18 protein-coding genes are annotated in these 19,404 nt (G+C 38.2%); 16 read left to right on the top strand and 2 right to left on the bottom strand.

Annotated elements, in window-relative coordinates; translation table 11 throughout:
* Nucleotides 1–52: 52 nt before the first annotated feature.
* The 10 genes from FRZ67_RS23285 (at nt 53) to FRZ67_RS23240 (ending at nt 8,879) form a co-directional block, all read left to right on the top strand.
* Nucleotides 53–769: a hypothetical protein gene (locus FRZ67_RS23285; RefSeq protein ID WP_225975450.1), complete on the top strand. Its 717-nt coding sequence runs from the start codon at nt 53–55 to the stop codon at nt 767–769.
* 312 nt (nt 770–1,081) lie between these two features.
* A complete protein-coding gene (locus tag FRZ67_RS23280; RefSeq protein ID WP_147187574.1) occupies nt 1,082–1,657 on the top strand; it encodes a fasciclin domain-containing protein in 576 nt (191 codons plus the stop codon).
* Nucleotides 1,658–1,722: 65 nt separating this feature from the next.
* Entirely contained in the window at nt 1,723–2,751 is a 1,029-nt protein-coding gene (locus FRZ67_RS23275) for a nitrous oxide reductase accessory protein NosL (RefSeq protein ID WP_147187573.1), read from the top strand.
* Between the two features lie 2 nt (nt 2,752–2,753).
* Nucleotides 2,754–3,998 (top strand): nitrous oxide reductase family maturation protein NosD, encoded by a 1,245-nt coding sequence (gene nosD / locus FRZ67_RS23270; protein WP_147187572.1) that lies wholly within the window; start codon nt 2,754–2,756, stop codon nt 3,996–3,998.
* The gene (locus tag FRZ67_RS23265; protein ID WP_147187571.1) at nt 3,995–4,696 is read left to right on the top strand and encodes an ABC transporter ATP-binding protein; all 702 of its coding nucleotides are present in this window, start codon (nt 3,995–3,997) and stop codon (nt 4,694–4,696) included. Before nosD ends, FRZ67_RS23265 begins: the two co-directional genes overlap by 4 nt.
* Before the next feature lie 94 nt (nt 4,697–4,790).
* Nucleotides 4,791–5,558 carry an ABC transporter permease subunit gene (locus FRZ67_RS23260; protein WP_147187570.1) on the top strand — a complete coding sequence of 256 codons (768 nt, stop codon included), beginning with the start codon at nt 4,791–4,793 and terminating at the stop codon, nt 5,556–5,558.
* A gap of 180 nt (nt 5,559–5,738) precedes the next feature.
* Nucleotides 5,739–6,029, top strand: coding sequence for a cupin domain-containing protein (locus tag FRZ67_RS23255; protein WP_147187569.1), 291 nt, complete (start codon nt 5,739–5,741; stop codon nt 6,027–6,029).
* A 5-nt stretch (nt 6,030–6,034) separates the two neighbouring features.
* Complete coding sequence (locus tag FRZ67_RS23250) at nt 6,035–6,439, top strand: group III truncated hemoglobin (protein ID WP_147187568.1); 405 nt, start codon at nt 6,035–6,037, stop codon at nt 6,437–6,439.
* Between the two features lie 94 nt (nt 6,440–6,533).
* The gene (locus FRZ67_RS23245; RefSeq protein ID WP_147187567.1) at nt 6,534–7,808 is read left to right on the top strand and encodes a PAS domain-containing sensor histidine kinase; all 1,275 of its coding nucleotides are present in this window, start codon (nt 6,534–6,536) and stop codon (nt 7,806–7,808) included.
* A gap of 15 nt (nt 7,809–7,823) precedes the next feature.
* Nucleotides 7,824–8,879, top strand: coding sequence for a response regulator (locus FRZ67_RS23240; RefSeq protein ID WP_147192961.1), 1,056 nt, complete (start codon nt 7,824–7,826; stop codon nt 8,877–8,879).
* Between the two features lie 262 nt (nt 8,880–9,141).
* Here the strand turns inward: FRZ67_RS23240 and FRZ67_RS23235 are convergent, their stop codons facing one another.
* Nucleotides 9,142–9,543 carry a hypothetical protein gene (locus FRZ67_RS23235; RefSeq protein WP_147192958.1) on the bottom strand — a complete coding sequence of 134 codons (402 nt, stop codon included), beginning with the start codon at nt 9,541–9,543 and terminating at the stop codon, nt 9,142–9,144.
* Nucleotides 9,544–9,699: 156 nt separating this feature from the next.
* Nucleotides 9,700–11,076 carry an oxygen-independent coproporphyrinogen III oxidase gene (hemN, locus tag FRZ67_RS23230; protein ID WP_147192956.1) on the bottom strand — a complete coding sequence of 459 codons (1,377 nt, stop codon included), beginning with the start codon at nt 11,074–11,076 and terminating at the stop codon, nt 9,700–9,702.
* A gap of 152 nt (nt 11,077–11,228) precedes the next feature.
* Here hemN and FRZ67_RS23225 point away from each other — a divergent pair, with 152 nt between their 5' ends.
* The 6 genes from FRZ67_RS23225 to ccoG all read left to right on the top strand — a co-directional run bounded on the left by FRZ67_RS23225 (nt 11,229) and on the right by ccoG (nt 19,260).
* Entirely contained in the window at nt 11,229–13,640 is a 2,412-nt protein-coding gene (locus tag FRZ67_RS23225; protein ID WP_147192954.1) for a heavy metal translocating P-type ATPase, read from the top strand.
* A 323-nt stretch (nt 13,641–13,963) separates the two neighbouring features.
* Nucleotides 13,964–14,137, top strand: a complete 174-nt coding sequence (gene ccoS, locus FRZ67_RS23220) for a cbb3-type cytochrome oxidase assembly protein CcoS (RefSeq protein WP_147192952.1) — start codon at nt 13,964–13,966, stop codon at nt 14,135–14,137.
* The gene (gene ccoN, locus FRZ67_RS23215; RefSeq protein WP_147192950.1) at nt 14,137–16,311 is read left to right on the top strand and encodes a cytochrome-c oxidase, cbb3-type subunit I; all 2,175 of its coding nucleotides are present in this window, start codon (nt 14,137–14,139) and stop codon (nt 16,309–16,311) included. The genes ccoS and ccoN overlap by 1 nt, the downstream gene beginning before the upstream one ends.
* 175 nt (nt 16,312–16,486) lie before the next feature.
* Nucleotides 16,487–16,663 (top strand): CcoQ/FixQ family Cbb3-type cytochrome c oxidase assembly chaperone, encoded by a 177-nt coding sequence (locus FRZ67_RS23210; RefSeq protein WP_147192948.1) that lies wholly within the window; start codon nt 16,487–16,489, stop codon nt 16,661–16,663.
* A 17-nt stretch (nt 16,664–16,680) separates the two neighbouring features.
* Complete coding sequence (locus FRZ67_RS23205; RefSeq protein ID WP_147192945.1) at nt 16,681–17,844, top strand: cbb3-type cytochrome c oxidase N-terminal domain-containing protein; 1,164 nt, start codon at nt 16,681–16,683, stop codon at nt 17,842–17,844.
* Between the two features lie 3 nt (nt 17,845–17,847).
* Nucleotides 17,848–19,260, top strand: coding sequence for a cytochrome c oxidase accessory protein CcoG (gene ccoG / locus FRZ67_RS23200; protein ID WP_147192943.1), 1,413 nt, complete (start codon nt 17,848–17,850; stop codon nt 19,258–19,260).
* Nucleotides 19,261–19,404: the final 144 nt, after the last annotated feature.

The following is a 19,404-nucleotide window of genomic DNA, read 5'->3' as shown; positions in this document are numbered from 1 at the left end:
ATACACTTCATTCTTTGTTTCTTCTGAAATAGTAAAGTGGAATGTAAAAGATTTGAAAGTATTAGATAGAGCCCCAACTTATTATTCTATTGGTCACTTGTGTGTGCCCGGTGGTGATTCTAAAAAACCTAATGCAAAATATGTTATTGCTTATAACAAAATAACAAAAGACAGGTATTTACCAACTGGTCCTGAACTTACACAAAGTGCACAGCTATTTGATATCAGTGGTGATAAGATGCAATTGATACTCGACTTTCCAACTGTTGGTGAACCGCACTATGCACAGGCTTGTCCCGCAGATCTTATCAAAAAGAACAGTGTGAAGTTTTTCAAAATAGAAGACAATGCCAATACATATGTTTCTAAAGGTGAAGGTGAAACAAAAGTGGTAAGAACAGGAAAGAGAGTAGATGTGTACATGACCGTTATTCGTTCTCATATAACTCCTGATAATATTGAAGGCATTAAAGTGGACGATGAAGTTTATTTCCATGTTACCAATCTTGAACAGGATTGGGATATACCACACGGTTTTGCCATCAAAGGAAACAACAATGGAGAATTACTTGTAATGCCCGGCGAAACACAAAGTGTAAAATGGTTACCCGCAAAAACCGGTATCTATCCAATGTATTGTACAGATTTCTGTAGTGCACTGCACCAGGAAATGCAAGGCTACGTAAGGGTTTCAGCTGCAGGTAGCAATGTGCCACTTTTGTTTAGCACGGGTAAAAATCTTCCCCCGGCAGATAGTACAGCAAAATAATACACATGAGAAAAAGGAGTAAGTCAGTTACTTACTCCTTTTAAAAAGTTCATTGAAAAGTTTTTTTATTATGAGCCCTGCAATAGTACTTGTAGCATCGTTGGTTGCGTCACTCACTTGTACATTCAGAACTATTTTGAACAATGTGAAAAGCGAGAGGTGAAAAGCAAAACATTTCTGCACGTTTATTTTTCACTTTTGACCTTTCACTTGCTGATATATGCAATACAGCACAAGAGTGCGACGCAACAACAGCCGTATAGCAATCCTGCTGTTGGTTTCATAAAAAACTTCACTATCAAAACAATTAACATGAAAAAGATTATAAAAATATTTTCACTCGCTTTGGTCACAGGAATTTTTTCCTGCAACAACAATGCAACTGAAGATGCAACAAACACAACAGCAGCAGTAAGCACAGAGCAGGCTGCAACAGGCGGACAGGAAAATGTGCAGGACGATGAGTCTGAAAAAAATGTTGTGAAGATTGCAATGGGCTCAAAAGATCATACAACACTGGTGGCTGCTATTAAGCAGGCAGACCTTGTAACATCCCTTTCCAATGCAGGGCCATTTACAGTTTTTGCACCAACCAATGCAGCATTTGATGCACTTCCGGCGGGCACTGTAGAGGGTTTGATGAAAGATGATAAGAAAGCAGACCTCCAAAACATTTTACAGTATCATGTTTTTCTATCAGCATTAAAAGCAGAAAGTTTAACAGACGGTCAAACACTTGGAATGGTGAATGGAGATAATGTAACAGTTAGTGTGAAAGATGGTAAAGTTACATTGAATGGCAATGCACATATTGTTGCATCTATTCCTGCATCTAACGGTATTATACATGTAATAGATGCAGTGTTATTGCCGCCTGCTAAAAAATAAACATGATCTAAAGCTGTTAGGTTTTTAAAACCAAACAGGTCTGAAAGAAAAGTAAAAATTATTTTATGAAAAAAATGTTGCCATTGTGGATGCGTGTGATAATATTTATTTGCGCATTGGCACTTGTTGGTGTATTGTTTATGCCGTTCTGGAGAATAGAGCTGGATGCACCGCAATATCCTGAAGGTTTATTATTACAGATCTATACCGGCAAACTGGGTGGGGATGTTGACATCATTAATGGCCTCAACCATTATATAGGAATGAAGACCTTACATGCAGCAGATTTTTTTGAATTCAAAATATTGCCATATCTCACTGCAGGCTTTGCCGCACTGTTTATATTTACTGCATTCAGAGGGACCAGCCGTGCATTGCGTTTTTCATTTATCGCATTGCTGGTATTTGGTGTTGTTGCTATGACAGACTTTTGGAAATGGGAATACAACTATGGTCACAATCTAAACCCTGAAGCAGCTATCAAAGTTCCCGGCATGGCTTATCAGCCGCCATTGATCGGTTATAAACAACTGCTGAATTTTGGAGCATATTCTGTTCCTGATATAGGTGGATGGATCTTTATTGCGACAGGCGTTATAATTGGTGCGTTAATGTTTTATGACATTATCTTAAAAAAGAAAGAAAAAAAGGTTTTAAAAGTGAGTTCAAAGATGGCTGGAATAGTTGCCGTAATGTTTGCAATTTCTATTACCTCATGCAATACACAGCCGCAGGCAATTGAAGTTGGAAAAATGAATTGCGACTTCTGCAAAATGACAATCATGGATACAAGATTTGCATCAGAACTTATTACTACAAAAGGCAAGATATACAAGTTTGATGATACGCATTGCCTGCTCTCCTATTTGCATTCAGGTAACATGGAAAAAAAAGAAATAAAAGAAATTTATTTTGTTGATTACAGTAATCCAAAGGAATTTATTCCATCAACTGCTGCATTTCTTTTAAAGAATGAAATATTGCATAGTCCTATGAACGGCAATATTGCTGCATTTGGCAATACTGATGAAAGAGCAAAACTGCATGCACAAATAAACGGAGATACTATTACCTGGAGCGATCTATATAACTAATAATGCGAAATATTTTTATCATATTATTTTTCTTTACTGGTAATCTTTTATCCATAAATGCTTTTGCTTCTACACTTCATATTGGCACCAAAGAAAAATTTTCTGCAATAAAGCAAGCGCTTGGGATTGCTAAAGATGGCGATACATTAATAGTGCATGGAGGGGAATATCATGAACAAAATATAGTTATTGATAAGAAAATTTATTTGAAGGGGATAGACAAACCTGTGCTGGATGGTGATGGGAAATACGAAGTACTAACAGTGCATGCGAACGATGTTTTAATTGAAGGGTTCACCATCCGGCGCACAGGTTTTTCCAGTTTGAATGAATTGGCTGGCATAAAAATTTACAATTGCAGGAATGTAACTGTTACGCATAATACTTTTAAAGAAGTGTATTTTGGTATTTACATACAAGGCGCCATTAATTGTATAGTAAGAGATAATGAGTTAAGTGGTAATGGTGGCACAGAAACAACCAGTGGCGACGGCATTCATTGCTGGAAGAGCGATAGCCTGCAGATCACGCATAATACTATTCATCAATTTAGAGATGGCATCTACCTTGAATTTGTTACCTCATCACTTATCTGGAGAAATACCAGTGAAAAAAACATACGTTATGGCTTGCACTTTATGACGGCGCATAACAATGCTTACATCACCAACATCTTTCGTTTTAATGGTGCAGGCGTTGCGGTTATGTACACACATGGCGTAAAGATGTTCAACAATTATTTTGAAGACAATACCGGGGATGCAGCCTTTGGTTTGTTACTGAAAGAAATTTCCGATAGTAATATTTCCGGCAATCATTTCATGAATAACACGAGTGGTATTTTTATGGAAGGCGGCAATCGCATCGTGGTGCAACGCAATCTTTTCAAAGGTAATGGGTGGGCTTTAAAGATAGAAGCCAACTGTTCAGATGTTGCTGTTAGTAATAATAACTACCTGGCCAACACATTTGATATAAGTACCAACGGAAGCCTTGTATTAAATACGTTCAACAATAATTACTGGGATAAATATGAAGGCTATGATATTAACAAAGACAATATTGGCGATGTTCCTTACAGACCTGTAAGCATGTATTCAATGCTGGTAGAACAAAACCCAACATTAATGATGCTGTACAGGAGTTTTATTACAACATTAATGGATAAAACAGAAAAAGTATTACCCAGTCTCATTCCCGAAGATTTGATAGATAACAGGCCACTCATGAAACCATTACCATTATGATCATCGCAAACAATGTAAATAAATCATTTGGCAAGCTGCAGGTATTGAAAGATGTATCCGTTAACTGCGAAGAAGGGCAATGCATTGCATTGATTGGTCCTAATGGAAGCGGTAAAACAACTTTTATAAAATGCCTGCTGGGTATGGTTGTACCCGATAATGGCTTTATCACTTTTAAAGGCAGCAACATTATACACGATTGGGAATACAGGAAACATATTGGTTATATGCCACAAATAGGCAGGTATCCTGATAACATGACCATCGCACAGGTTTTTGAAATGATGAAAGACATTCGCAAACACAAAACGAATATTGACGAAGAACTGATTCATGCGTTTGGTCTTGATAAACTAATGCAGAAACGTATGCGTACCTTATCTGGTGGTACCAGACAAAAAGTAAGTGCCGCACTTGCATTCTTATTTAATCCTGATGTATTGATATTAGATGAACCCACTGCAGGGCTCGATCCCGTTGCATCAGAAATTTTGAAAGAAAAGATCATCGCAGAAAAACAAAAAGGTAAACTTATTTTGATCACTTCTCACATACTTAGCGAACTCGATGATCTCATTACGCAGGTTATGTATTTACAGGAAGGTCAGTTACGTTTTCATAAGTCCATTGAATTATTACGTAAAGATACAGGTGAAGAAAAACTGGCAAAAGCAATAGCAAGAGTGATGCAATCGTGAAACGTGAATCGAGAATAAATATCAGTTAACAGTAAGCTTCTTCAAAGTCCCTCTCCTTTGGAGAGGGACTTAGGGTGAGGTTAAAACAAGGTAAATGAAAAAAATCATAAAATATGTAATGCTTGACATACTGCGCAGCAAGATCATCATTGGCTATACTTTGTTTCTGCTTGCGGTATCATTAAGTGTCTTCAGCCTGGAAGACAGCAGCAGCAAGGGTTTAATCAGCCTGTTGAATATCATCCTCATAATTGTGCCGCTTGTTGCCATAATATTTTCTACCATTTATGTCTACAACAGCACTGAATTTATTGAGCTGCTGGTAAGTCAGCCTGTTAAAAGAAGAACCTTGTGGCTAAGTATTTTTATTGGTCTTTCCTTTGCATTTCTACTGGCATTTTTTATCGGCGCAGGCATTCCCATTTTATTGTATCAGCCCGATGCCACAGGAATAACAATGCTTTTAACAGGCATGCTGCTTTCCGTAATTTTTGTTTCCATTGCATTACTCGCATCTGTAAAAACAAGAGATAAAGCCAGAGGCATTGGTCTATCCATTTTATTGTGGTTTTATTTTTCCATCATTTTCGATGGGCTGGTTTTATTTATATTATTTCAATTCCAGGATTACCCTATGGAAAAACCCATGCTCCTTTTTTCAGCCCTAAACCCAATTGATCTTACCCGGATACTTATTTTATTACACATGGATATGTCAGCACTCATGGGTTACACAGGCGCTATATTCAGAAATTTTTTCGATAGCGCAACAGGCTCTGTAATTGCTTTATTCATTTTATTGTTGTGGGCATTTTTGCCATTGTGGTTTTCTGTAAGAAATTTTTCCAGGAAAGATCTTTAGATATTTTGTTTACGGGCTACGGTGCAGGTGGCATCGCCGGTTGTGTCACTCACTTGTACATTCGGAAAAGCCGTCGACAGTTGACAGTCGACTGTCGACAGAGGGATAAACAGTACAAGTGTGCGACGCAACGAAAGTATCATAGCATTACTAAAGCATGGCTCAAAAAAAATTATTATTATGAAAGTAGAAAATATTTACCAGCAGGCAATACATGATAGCATTAGTAAAAAGCAATTGTATAAAAATGAACGTTTCCATGTTTTACTGCTGCAAATGAAAGAAGGCGAATTATTAAAAACACACACCTCTCCCACAGATGCATTCTTACTGGTATTAGATGGAGACATATTATTTTTGCTGGTAGAAAAAGAATACCTGTTGAAAAAGGGTGACAGCTTTACCTTTAGGGCGGGAGAGAAACATGCAGTGCAGGCATTAACGGATACTTCTTTCTTACTTGTAAAATAAATGCTATGAAAAAAGACATTGAAAATATTGAGGATATAAAACTTTTGATAAACAGCTTTTATGATAAAGTGAAAGCAGATAAAACCATTGGCTATATATTTAATGATATTGCTAAAGTAAATTGGGAAAAACATTTACCGGTGATGTATAATTTCTGGGAGAATGTAATATTTTTTACCGGCTCTTATAATGGCAACCCAATGACGGCGCATGTTAAGATGCATAGCATAGTGCATTTTACTACAGATCATTTTGAGCAGTGGATAAAATTATTTACATCTACCGTTGACCGGCTTTTCGAAGGCGACAAAGCTGAGCTTGCCAAGCAAAGAGCTATAAGTATAGCCACAGTTATGCAATTGAAGATATTACACGAAAACAGCCCGATACAACAGATAAATAAAACATAGTTCCCTGCTTCATAAACTCACATGAATTATTCTGCCGTTTATGCTGTAATTTCCCTGTAAATTATATTTGTAAATAACAAGGGAATGAATCAGTATGAAGGATAATAACGACAAGCAAATTGTTTCAATTTCTGTTGACGGCAGTCAGCAGCTGGAAGCACTTTTTAATTTTGCTTCCATTGGTATTGTTGTAACGAACCATAACGGTGAGATTCTTAACTTTAATAAGTTTGCAGAGAACCAGTTTGGCTACACGAAAGAAGAGATAGTAGGGAAAAGAGTTGAAGTACTCTTACCACAGGCAATACATTCGCGGCATGTAAATTATCGCCACCAGTATTATGAACATCCTGAGCCAAGAGTAATGGGCCATGGCAGGGATCTTTATGCAACCAATAAGAATGGCGGTACTTTCCCCGTGGAAGTAAGTCTTAGTCATTACAAAATAGGGAACGAAACTTTTGTAATTGCTTTTGTAATTGATATAACCGTTCGCAAGAAGCAGGAAAGTCTTGTATTGGATCAAAAGAAAGAGCTGGAAAGAGTAACTACAGAGATCAGGGAAATGAATAGCGAACTGGAACAAAAAATAGACGATCGCACAAAAATGCTGCGGGAAGCATTGGTAGAGCTTGAAAAATCAAAAGAAGAACTTAGCGAAGCTTATGAAAATGAAAAAGAGTTGAGCGAATTGAAATCAAGATTTGTAACCATGGCTTCTCATGAGTTCAGAACTCCTTTAAGTACTATTCTTTCCTCGGCTTACCTGCTTGAAAAATATACCGAACAACTACCCGATGAAAAAATAAACAAACATATACTTCGCATCAAAGCTGCAGTAGGCGGTATGAAAAGTATTCTGGAAGATTTTCTTTCGCTGGGTAAACTCGAAGAAGGCAGGGTAAAAGTGCAGATGGAAAAAACAGAGGCTGTAACCGTAATTGAAATAATCCGGAACGTAATACAGGAAATGGATGGTATGCTAAAAACCGGCCAGCACATTCAGCTTAACGATTCTATTTATAACGATGTATTGGTTGACAAGCAGCTTTTAAAAAATATTCTCATCAACCTGGTATCAAATGCAATTAAATTTACACAGGAACACTCAAGCATTAATATCTCCTGCGATCTATCAGATGTGGATCTTATTATTGCCATCAGGGATAATGGCATTGGTATTTCACAGGAAGACCAGGAGCATTTGTTTGAACGTTTCTTCAGGGCAAAAAATGCAGCAAACATACAGGGCACAGGGCTTGGATTGCATATAGTAGCCAAATATCTTGAGCTGATGAATGGAAGAATTGAAATTAAAAGCAAACTTGAAGAAGGTTCAGTATTCACCATTTATATTCCACAAAATTAATTTTCAACTGAAGGCATGAAAACAATTCTGATCATAGAAGACAACATGGAAGTAAGGGAAAATACCGCAGAGATCGTGGCACTTTCCAATTATAAAGTCCTTACTGCGGAGAATGGAAAACAGGGCGTAGAAATTGCTTTGAAAGAATTACCAGACCTCATCGTATGCGATATTATGATGCCGGTGCTGGATGGCTATGGCGTGCTTCACCTGTTAAGTAAGCACAAAGAGACATCTGCCATTCCTTTTATTTTCTTAACAGCAAAATCAGAAAAAACAGATCTGCGAAAAGGTATGGAAATGGGCGCCGATGATTATATAACAAAGCCATTTGATGGCATTGAATTATTAAATGCAATAGAAGCAAGACTAAAAAAGGCTTCATTGGTAAAAAACCGTTATGAAGGCCCGGGAGCAGTAAATGATTTTCTTGCAGATGTTCAGAAAACCGGTAAGGTTAAACTTGTATCAGATGAACGCGAAGTAAACGCTTACAGTAAAAAATACTCACTTTATAAAGAAGGGCAGCGCCCCCGTGCTGTGTACCATATTATATCAGGCAAGGTAAAAACAGCAAGGTGCAATGATGATGGAAAAGAATTTATCACGGGCATATACGGGCCGGGAGATTTCTTTGGCTACACACCTGTAATGGAAAATACAAGCTATAAAGAAGAAGCGCAAATACTGGAAGATGCACAGTTAATGCTTATACCACGTGAAGATTTTCTTCAACTCATATCAGGCGATATGCAGATAGCACAAACATTTATAAAGATCATTACACAGAATATAGCCGAGAAAGAAGAAAGCCTGCTAAACCTTGCTTATAATTCATTAAGAAAAAAAGTTGCGTTCGGCCTTATACAGTTATTGGAAAAATACCGCACAGAGCAGGAAGAAAATCCAATACTCAATCTTTCCCGCGAACACATGGCACAATCAGTTGGCATAGCTACAGAATCACTGATAAGAACGCTTGGAGATTTTAAAGATGAAAAGCTGATAGATATTCAACATGGTAAAGTAATCATTACAGATGAAAAAAAATTGAGGAACCTGCCTTATTAATTTTTAGGTACCCGGCTTTGTTTTAACTGAAGTATCTATTATTTTAGTTTCAGTTAATACTGTAGATATATTGTAAGTCAGCTACAGCATTTTATGGCATCTTCGTTGCGTCGCACACTTGTACTGTAAAATAGCTGTGAGCTTTTAGCTGCGAGCCACGAGTGAAAGACCCGAAGCTCAAAGCTCGCCGCCCGAAGCTGAAATGTACAAGTGAGTGACACAGCGATGCTGAAGTGACCGTTGTTGCTGGACACAAAAAAAATTATTCTTTCACCGGCGGAAGTTTCATTTCAGAACTGATAAATTTTCCTGCATTGTTCTGCTCTTCCAGTGTCCAGTTTTCTGTGAGCGAAATCGTATTCCACACATTTCCGGATTTTCGTGATATCTGCACAAGTAAACCCAACTGTTGTATGCAATCATCTTCAACCTGTGCAATGGTGCGTTTGTTTTCTATTCTAAGTTTTACTGGCATCATTGCATTGGTTATATTTTTTATACTGTCCTGAGGTAAAACCTTCCTGGATTTTTGCAAGCTTTGACTATTGCTTTGCAGTTTTGAGAATTCTATTTTCAGAAAGGGATAAAAACTGCTAAAAATTTCCTGTATGTCTGATACCAGTGTGTCTTCTGTGATTAATATTTCCCTGGCCTGGTTTGTCATTTTTGAAAATAGTTACGCTTGTCTTTGTAATTTTTATGCTTTAAGTCGCTCTGTATGGTTACTGATTTTACAAAGCTATAATGTTGTAAAGGCTAAATAATTAGCCTGCATCACCTGCCGTTATGATTGTGATCAGCAAAGAAAAAAGCCTGCAGATCATATAGCTTTGCTAAATAAAAGTTTTTCATTTTCAATTTTATTTCGCTGCAGATGCAAATCAAACGCACTGCAAATATTCCTTATAAAATAATGTCCCTTCTCAGTTAACACGCAACCATCTGAATCAAACTGAACAAGTCCATCCTCCGCCAGTAATGATAGCTGAGAAAAACTGTATTCTTTCAGCAAAGGCAACTGCTCTTCTGCGAAAGTTGTTTTACCGATACAGCTTATATCTTTTATATTTTTCCTGAAAAGCAGGTCTTCCTGATTAAGTATGTAACCTTTTTTTATAGGCAATTTATACTCTTCAAGAGCAGTGTAGTAGCCGCTTAATGTTTTATCATTCTGGGCAAACGCAGTGCCTGCATCACTTATAGCTGATACACCAAGGCCCAGCAGCACGCTGGTATGTTGCGTGGTATAACCCATAAAATTCCTGTGTAAACTTCCGTCTATACGTGCTTTATACAATGCATCATGCGGTAAAGCAAAATGATCCATACCTATATCTGCATAACCATTTTCAAGTAATAGTTGCTTGCCGGTCAGGTATAATCCTATTTTATCTTCAGCAGATGGAAGGTCTGTTTCATCAAAGAGGCGTTGTGCTTTACTTGTCCAGGGCACGTGTGCATAACTGTAAAAAGCAATACGATCGGGCATTAATGTTATTACCTGTTCTATTGTTTTCTTTATACTATCTTTTGTTTGAAAAGGCAAGCCATAGATAAGATCAAAATTCACAGAAGTAAACCCAGTTGCTCTTGCATTTTCAGTTGCCGATTTTACATGTTCAAACGGCTGAATGCGGTTTATGATCTTTTGCACAGTTGGGTCATTATCCTGCACGCCATAGCTAATGCGCCTGAAACCTAGTTTATATAAAGTTTCTAATTGTTCAATGGTTGTATTATTAGGGTGGCCTTCTATGCTAAACTCATGCAAGGGATGAACGATGGTATCTTTTAGAACTAGTTGAAGTATTCTTTCCAGGTTGGTGGCAGAAAAAAATGTGGGTGTGCCTCCTCCGAGATGTAATTCTCTTATTACCGGCGCCTGTTGCATCAGCTCCCTGTAAAGTTCCCATTCCTTTTCTAACGCAGCAATATATCTTTCTTCTACGCTGTGATTAGTTGTAATTTTTTTGTTACAACCGCAATAGGTGCAAAGACTTTCACAAAAAGGAAGATGCAGGTAAAGGCTGATACCCTGACCGTTCGCTGCTGCAAATTTTGTTTGAATAATATTTTTCCACTCTCCTGTGTCTATTGTTTCCTTCCACGAAGGAACAGTTGGATAGCTTGTATACCTGGGAACAGGCTGGTTATATTTCCTTATCAATGCAGCAGGTACATCAAAATCATTTTTCATCGTACGAAAATAGAAATGCTTTCTGCCAAACAATATGATTCTGGTCAGCCTCTTTCCTGGGTTACATGACCATGATCATGTTTATAGTTGAGACGCATCAGCAACGCAGGCGTTCATTGAGGATAGCTTTGCAGCGTTTACATAAAATCAACATGGACCAACAGACTATTCATCAACAAACAACCTGTTATCATTGTGGGGAAGATTGTGGTAAAAATCCACTGGTTGCTTACGGAAAAAATTTTTGCTGTGAAGGTTGCAAAATGGTATACGGCATATTAAACACAAATGGCCTGTGTGATTATTATTCCATTTCAAAAAATCCCGGTAGTAACAGAAAGGTAGTTGTACGAAAAGATAAATTCAATTTTCTTAATGATGAAAAGATACAGCGCTCTCTTCTTGATTATACCGATAAAACCCAATCCCACGTTACCTTTTACCTGCCCCAAATACATTGCAGCAGTTGCCTGTGGTTATTAGAGAATCTACACCGGCTTAATGAACATATTATAAGCAGTAAAGTAAATTTTGTAAAAAAAGAAGTAAGTATAATATTCAACCATACAGGCATTTCTTTAAAACAGGTAGCAGAACTACTTACGAGTATCGGATACGAGCCGTATATAAGCTTCAATGATATGAAGAAGGCCAAACCTGGCTTGAACAGGTCAAAAATTTATAAACTTGGTGTAGCGGGTTTTTGCTTCGCCAATATTATGTTATTAAGTTTTCCTGAGTACCTGGGTATCGATGCTAAAGAACAGGATCTGCTTAGTTTATTCCGCATTCTTAATGTGATCTTAAGTTTACCTGTTTTCTTTTATAGTGCGTCAGAATTTTATATCAGCGCCTGGAAGAGCTTGCGCCATAAATTCTTAAACATAGATGCCCCAATAGTGCTGGCAGTTTGGGTAACTTTTGGCAGAAGCCTGTATGAAGTATTTACCAACACAGGAAGTGGCTACTTTGATAGTATGTCCGGCATTGTTTTTTTTATGCTGATTGGCAGGATATTGCAGGATAAAACTTATGAGCAATTAAGTTTTGAAAGAGATTATACATCTTATTTTCCCATAGCCGTTACCAAACTTGTACTTGCTATGGAAGAGACAGTTGCATTGCCCGATATAAAACTAAATGACACCCTGCTAATTCATAATGAAGAATTGATTCCGGCAGATGGCATACTAACCCGCGGCCGTGCATTTATTGATTACAGTTTTGTAACAGGCGAAAGTTTACCCATACAAAAAGAAATGGGTGAAATTGTTTATGCCGGGGGAAAACAAACCGGCGCAAATATTGAAATACTGGTAATAAAAGAAGTGGCGCAAAGCTACCTCACAAAACTCTGGAACCGCGATGAGATAAAGGAAGACAAGAATACAAAGCAGTTATCATTCGTGCATTTGCTAAGCAGGTATTTCACCTGGATCGTTTTCTCTATAGCATTGGCTACCGCAATATTCTGGTATTTTAATGACGTCTCAAAAATATGGCCTGCAGTTACTGCTGTGCTTATTATTGCCTGCCCATGTGCACTTTTATTAAGCAACACTTTTACCAACGGAAATATTTTACGCATTCTTGGCCGCAATAAATTTTATCTGCGCAATGCACAGGTAATAGAAGAAATAGCCAATGTTGAGCATATTGTTTTTGACAAAACAGGAACGCTTACAACCGGCGCTGGTGCAGATATCGACTACAAAGGCGAATACCTTTCCGGCCGTTTGAAAAATAAGATCGCAACGCTGGCCGCACAATCCACGCACCCTATGAGTAAAGCAGTGTTTTCTTATTTGAATAGCCCATCAAAAATGCCTTTAAAAGATTTTTCTGAAATACCCGGTTATGGCATTGAAGGCATTGTGGATGGAGATTTGATTTCCGTTGGCTCACGAAAATTTGTAACGGGGGATAATACTAACAATGAAAGCTCCGCAGTATATGTTTCCGTAAAAGAAAAAGTGATGGGGAAATTTATTTTCAGAAATCATTACCGCAATAACATTCCATCCCTTATCACAAAACTTAAAAATAAATATGGCCTTTCTGTTTTAAGTGGCGATAATGACAGTGAAAGAGCTGCGCTCAACAAAATATTTGGCAGTGAGACTGAACTTTCCTTTCAGCAAGGCCCGGATGATAAGCTGGAGAAAATAAAAAAATTACAAAGAGCGGTTAAGAAAGTAATGATGCTTGGCGATGGATTAAATGATGCAGGCGCATTGAAACAGGCAGATGTTGGAATTGCTATTAGTGATCACAGCAACAATTTTACACCGGCCAGCGATGCGATTCTCGAAGCAGACGAATTACCAAAGCTGTATAAGTTTATTCAATTATGCAAGATCAATAAAAAAATAGTGCTGGCAAGTTTCGCAATCTCGATACTGTATAATATTATAGGAATATATTTTGCCGTACAGGGCAACCTCTCTCCTATGATCGCTGCTATTCTTATGCCCGCAAGCAGCCTTAGTATTTTACTGGTAACATTTGGCGCAAGCAATGTTGCAGCATGGAAAATGAACCTCACCAAACAAAATAAGGAGTAATAATATTTTGCTACCAGCTTTCAATTGTTGTGGCATCGCATGTTGTGTCACTCACTTTTACGTTCGGAACTTTATTAAGCAAGTGAAAAGTAAAAGCCAAATTGAAAACCCCTTTCCCTTCTCACTTTTGACTTTTCACTGTTGCTATATATTCTTCCGCACAAGTGTGCGACGCAACAGTTGTTTCGCATTGTTTTACAGCCGGGCACATAAACTTTCTTATACAATACATTCAAAAACATGACAACAATCATAAGACAGGTTGAGTAACGTCAAAAACAGCACAGCCACCGCATTCTACATTTGATGCATATAAAATAAGCATGAGTGTTATTATCATTTTACTGATTGCAAGTATTACAGTAGCAGCCATTTTTCTGATCGCATTTCTATGGAGCATAAAAAAAGGCCAGTTTGATGATGAAGAAAGTCCCCCTTTAAGAATATTATTTGATGATGCACCAGTTTCTAAAAACCAAAATAAAAAAATCGATTAATGTCAGCTTATTTCACACCATCAGCACTAAATGACCAGCCTGTTGCAACTGAAAGATTTTACTATGATAATAAGATAGTAAAGATGTTTGTGTATGCCACGCTTTTCTGGGGCGTAGTAGGCATGCTTGCAGGTCTTTTTGCATCTATTCAGCTTTTCTTTCCTGCTGCTAATCTTGATACTGCAGCAACTTCATTCGGAAGAGTTAGACCGGTACATACCAATGCGGTAATATTTGCTTTTGTAGGCAATGGTATTTTTATGGGTGTATATTATTCATTACAGCGTTTATGTAAAGCAAGGATGTTTAGCGATAAGCTAAGCAAAATTCATTTCTGGGGTTGGCAATTGATTATTGTTTCTGCGGCCATTACTTTATTAATGGGTTATACAACAGGTAAGGAATATGCAGAACTGGAATGGCCCATTGATATTGCTATTACCATTGTATGGGTTGTGTTTGGGGTAAATATGTTTGGTACAATTCTTAAACGCAGGGAAAGTCATTTGTATGTTGCCATCTGGTTTTATATCGCAACCTGGGTTACTGTTGCAATGCTGCATATTGTAAACTCATTTGAATTACCTGTTTCCTTTTTTAAAAGCTATAGCTGGTATGCAGGCGTGCAGGATGCATTAGTGCAATGGTGGTATGGGCATAATGCAGTAGCATTTTTCTTAACTACGCCTTACCTGGGATTGATGTATTACTTTCTTCCCAAAGCCGCTAACAGACCGGTTTACAGCTATCGTTTATCAATCGTTCACTTCTGGGCACTGATATTTATTTATATCTGGGCTGGCCCGCACCACTTATTATACACAGCGTTACCTGATTGGGCACAAAGTCTTGGTGTGGTATTCAGCGTAATGCTTATTGCACCAAGCTGGGGCGGCATGTTAAATGGATTGTTTACACTAAGAGGTGCGTGGGATAAAGTAAGAGAAGACCCTATTTTGAAGTTCATGGTGGTTGCTGTAACCTGTTATGGTATGGCAACTTTTGAAGGCCCGATGTTAAGCCTTAAGAATGTAAACGCTATTGCACACTTTACAGACTGGATTATTGCGCACGTACACGTTGGTGCACTTGGCTGGAATGGCTTCTTAACCTTTGGTGTTATCTATTGGATCATTCCAAAAATTTTCAAAACACCGCTTTACTCAAAGAAATTAGCTAATACACATTTCTGGATCGGTACTATAGGGATAGTTCTTTATGTAGTGCCATTGTATTGGGCAGGCTTTACACAAAGCATGATGTGGAAGACCTTTACAGAAGAAGGACAATTGAAATTTCAATTCCTCGAAACAGTTACCAACATTCTTCCCGAATACATGGCAAGAAGCACTGGTGGCACCTTATACCTTATTGGTGTATTCATCATGATCTATAATGTGTACAAAACAATTAAAGCAGGAAGTCTTGTTGCAGATGAAGCTGCTGAAGCCGCACCATTACCAAAAGTAATTAAGGCACATGGCAAAGAGCATTGGCATCGCTGGATAGAAAGAAAACCTGTACAAATGTTAGTGTTTAGCTTAATAGCAGTTGCTATTGGTGGTATTCTTGAAATTGTTCCTACATTTCTTATCAAGAGCAATGTACCAACCATTGCATCAGTTAAACCCTATACGCCACTTGAATTACAGGGCCGCGATATTTATGTTCGTGAAGGTTGTTATACCTGTCACTCACAAATGATCCGCCCTTTCAGAGATGAAGTGGCGCGTTATGGAGAGTATAGTAAAGCCGGTGAATTTATTTATGATCACCCTTTCCAGTGGGGCAGTAAAAGAACAGGGCCTGATCTTGCACGTATCGGAGGCAAATATCCTGATAGCTGGCATTACAACCACATGTTCGATCCAAGAAGTATGTCGCCGGGTTCTATTATGCCTTCTTATCCGTGGTTGATGGATAATAAACTTGATACAGGCTCTACTCCTGCCAAAATAAGGGCCATGCAAACATTAGGAGTGCCTTATGCACCCGGTTATGATCTGCAGGCAAACACTGATCTTATAGCGCAGGCAAATAAAATAAAAGCTGATCTTAAAAAAGATAAACTTAATGCACCTGCCAACAGCGAAATAATTGCGCTGATAGCATACCTGCAAAGAGTTGGAACAGATATTAAAGCAGAATCAAAACAGGTTGCAGAAAATAAATAGCAAGTATTTTTTATAGCCAGCTATAGCTCTTTGTTCATCGTTCCTTGCGTCGCACACTTGTACTGAAGATTAGCTATCAGCTAAAGGCTAACAGCTGCATATAGTTCCGAACGCAAAAGTGAGTGACACAACGAAAGCTTAATAGTTATTCAAAAGTTCATTAAAAAAAATTCAAATGCAATTCATAAACTATTTAGAAAAAATAACGGGTGTAGACATTTTTGGCTTGTCCTCATTCATGATCTTCTTTGTGTTTTTTGTGGTGATGGGTTTGTGGGCATGGCGTGCAGATAAAAAACTGATCGATGTAATGAAACATATTCCATTAGACGGAGCAGAAATAAATAATTAACTGAAAACTTTTTGAAAATGAAACCAACAGGCCGGAAACAATTGTTTAAAGCTACCGCATTAACAGGTGTACTTGCATTATGTGCAATGGTAAATGTATTTGCAGCAGGCCCGCCGCCACCATCCCAGTTAGATAATCCTTTAGCGGTTTCACTAATTGTTGTTGCTGGGGCGCTATTGCTTGCTATTGTAATGCTGGGGCGTTTATTAATTAATGTTGCACAGATCAAGGCAGAAAGAGAAAAAGAAGAAAAAAAGAATTCGATAATTCCCGCAAAAACTTTAATGGTATTATTATTCTGCACAATCTCTTATATATCTTTTTCGCAGAATGTTGCAGCACCCGCACAAGAGGCGGCAGCATCTTACGGTGGCCTGTCAGCATTTTCATTTTATACGATCATCGGTGTAATCGCATTGGAAATACTAGTGATAACTGCTATGTTATTTTCGCTGAAAGGTCTGCTGGCAAAAGAAAAAATTATTTCAGTTGTAGCAGAAGAAGCACGGGCCCCTAAAGAATCAATATGGAAAAAATGGTGGGCAAAAATAAACAATTTCAGACCTGCACATGAAGAAGTTGATCTTGGCCACGACTATGATGGCATACGCGAACTGGATAACCGTTTGCCGCCATGGTGGCTGTATGGATTCTATATCTGTATTGTATTTGCAGCTGTATATCTCTATCGCGCCAATGTATCGCATACTGCACCATCCAGCCAGGAAGAATACTTTGCTGCTGTTGCAAAAGCTGATGAAGAAAAGGCAGAATATTTAAAGAAAGCCGCTAATAAAGTTGATGAAAATTCAGTAACCCTTTTAACAGATGGGGCTGCTTTGGGAGAAGGCAAAAAAATATTCAGCAGCACCTGCGCACCTTGCCATGGACCCGAAGGTCAGGGTGTGGTTGGGCCTAATTTAACTGACGATTACTGGTTACATAAAGGCGGTATAAAAGATATTTTTAAAACTATTAAATATGGTGTACCTGAAAAAGGAATGAAATCATGGGAGGCTGATTTCAGCCCGGTACAACTTGCAGAGATAGCAAGCTATATAAAATCTCTGCATGGCACCAAACCTGCCAATCCAAAAGAACCGCAGGGCGATTTGTATAATGAAGAGGCTCCGGTAAAAGACTCTGTAAAAGTTGTGGGCCAGGCACAAGCAGCAAACTAAACAATGGAAAATCACTTACAGAAAAAAAATAAAGAAAGTTTTCGCGATCATCTTGCAACAGTAGATGCAGGTGGTAAACGTAACTGGATCTATGCGCAGAAACCAAAGGGAAAATTTTACAGACTGCGCACATGGCTAAGCTTAGTATATTTTATTGTTTTCTTTGGGTTGCCTTTTGTGCAGGTTAATGACAGACCATTATTCATGTTTAATATTCCGCAGGCAAAATTTATTTTGTTTGGAAAAGTTTTCTGGCCACAGGATTTCTTTATCCTCGGCCTTGGCATGATAACATTCATTTTTTTCATTATTCTTTTTACAGCATCATTTGGAAGATTGTTTTGTGGTTGGGCCTGCCCACAAACAAACTTTATGGAAATGATGTTCCGTAAGATCGAGTATTGGATAGAAGGCGATGCAACTCAACAGAAAATGCTTGCAAAAGCACCATGGAATGGGAAAAAAATAGCCAGAAAGACTTTTAAACATGTGGTGTTTTATTTACTGTCATTCATCATTGCAAACTTTTTTCTTTCTTACATCATTGGCATAAAAGAATTAGAAAAAATTATTACAGAACCAATCTCTGAGCATGTCGGTGGTTTTAGCGCATTACTTATTTTCAGTGCCGTATTTTATGGTGTGTATGCATTTTTCAGGGAGCAGGCATGTACAGTAGTTTGTCCTTATGGCCGTTTACAGGGTGTGTTGCTTGATAAAAATTCCATGATAGTTGCATATGATTATAAGCGTGGAGAACCCAGAGGTGTTGCTAAAAAGAATGAAGAAACAATTCATGGCGATTGCATTGATTGCTTTCAGTGTGTGAAAGTTTGCCCTACGGGTATCGATATTCGCAATGGCGTGCAACTTGAATGTGTTGGCTGTACTGCCTGTATTGATGCCTGTGATAATATCATGGATAAGATCGGCAAACCACGCGGCCTTATTCGTTATGCAAGTGAGAACAGTATTGCAAACGGAGAGCCTTTGCGCTACACACCAAGAATGAAAATGTACACAGCATTATGCGGCGTGGTGGTAATTATTTTATCAGCTATATTATTTACGAGAAAAGATATTGATGTAACAGTAATGCGCACACCTGGTATACTTTACCAGGAACGCGGCCATGATAGCATTTCTAATTTATACAATATAAAACTGGCCAATAAAACAGTTGATGAACTGCACATGTCTGTACAGCTGGAAGATGCAGATGGTAAAGTGGAACTTGTAGGAAAGCCTTTTATTACGGTAGCAAAGGAAGGCCAGGGCAGCGGTTCGTTTTTTATAATATTGCCAGAGTCATCAATAAAAAACAGGAAGACAGAATTGAAACTTGGTTTATATCAGTCCGGCAAAAAAATCACAACTGTCACTACAAGTTTTTTGGGGCCTGTTGAAGATGATTAATTTCCTGAACAAGATAATAATGAGCCTGGCATTTGTTCTTTGAGCATCGTTCCTTGCGTCGCACTCTTGTACTGAAGAAACGCTGTGAGCTTTTAGCGGGGGGTCACGAGCAAAAGACCCGAAGCTCATACCTCGCCGCTCGAA

The organism is Panacibacter ginsenosidivorans (genome assembly GCF_007971225.1).
GTDB lineage: Bacteria > Bacteroidota > Bacteroidia > Chitinophagales > Chitinophagaceae > Panacibacter > Panacibacter ginsenosidivorans.
Note: the sequence above shows the minus strand (reverse complement) of the source record. Positions and strands in the feature narration are given on the sequence as shown.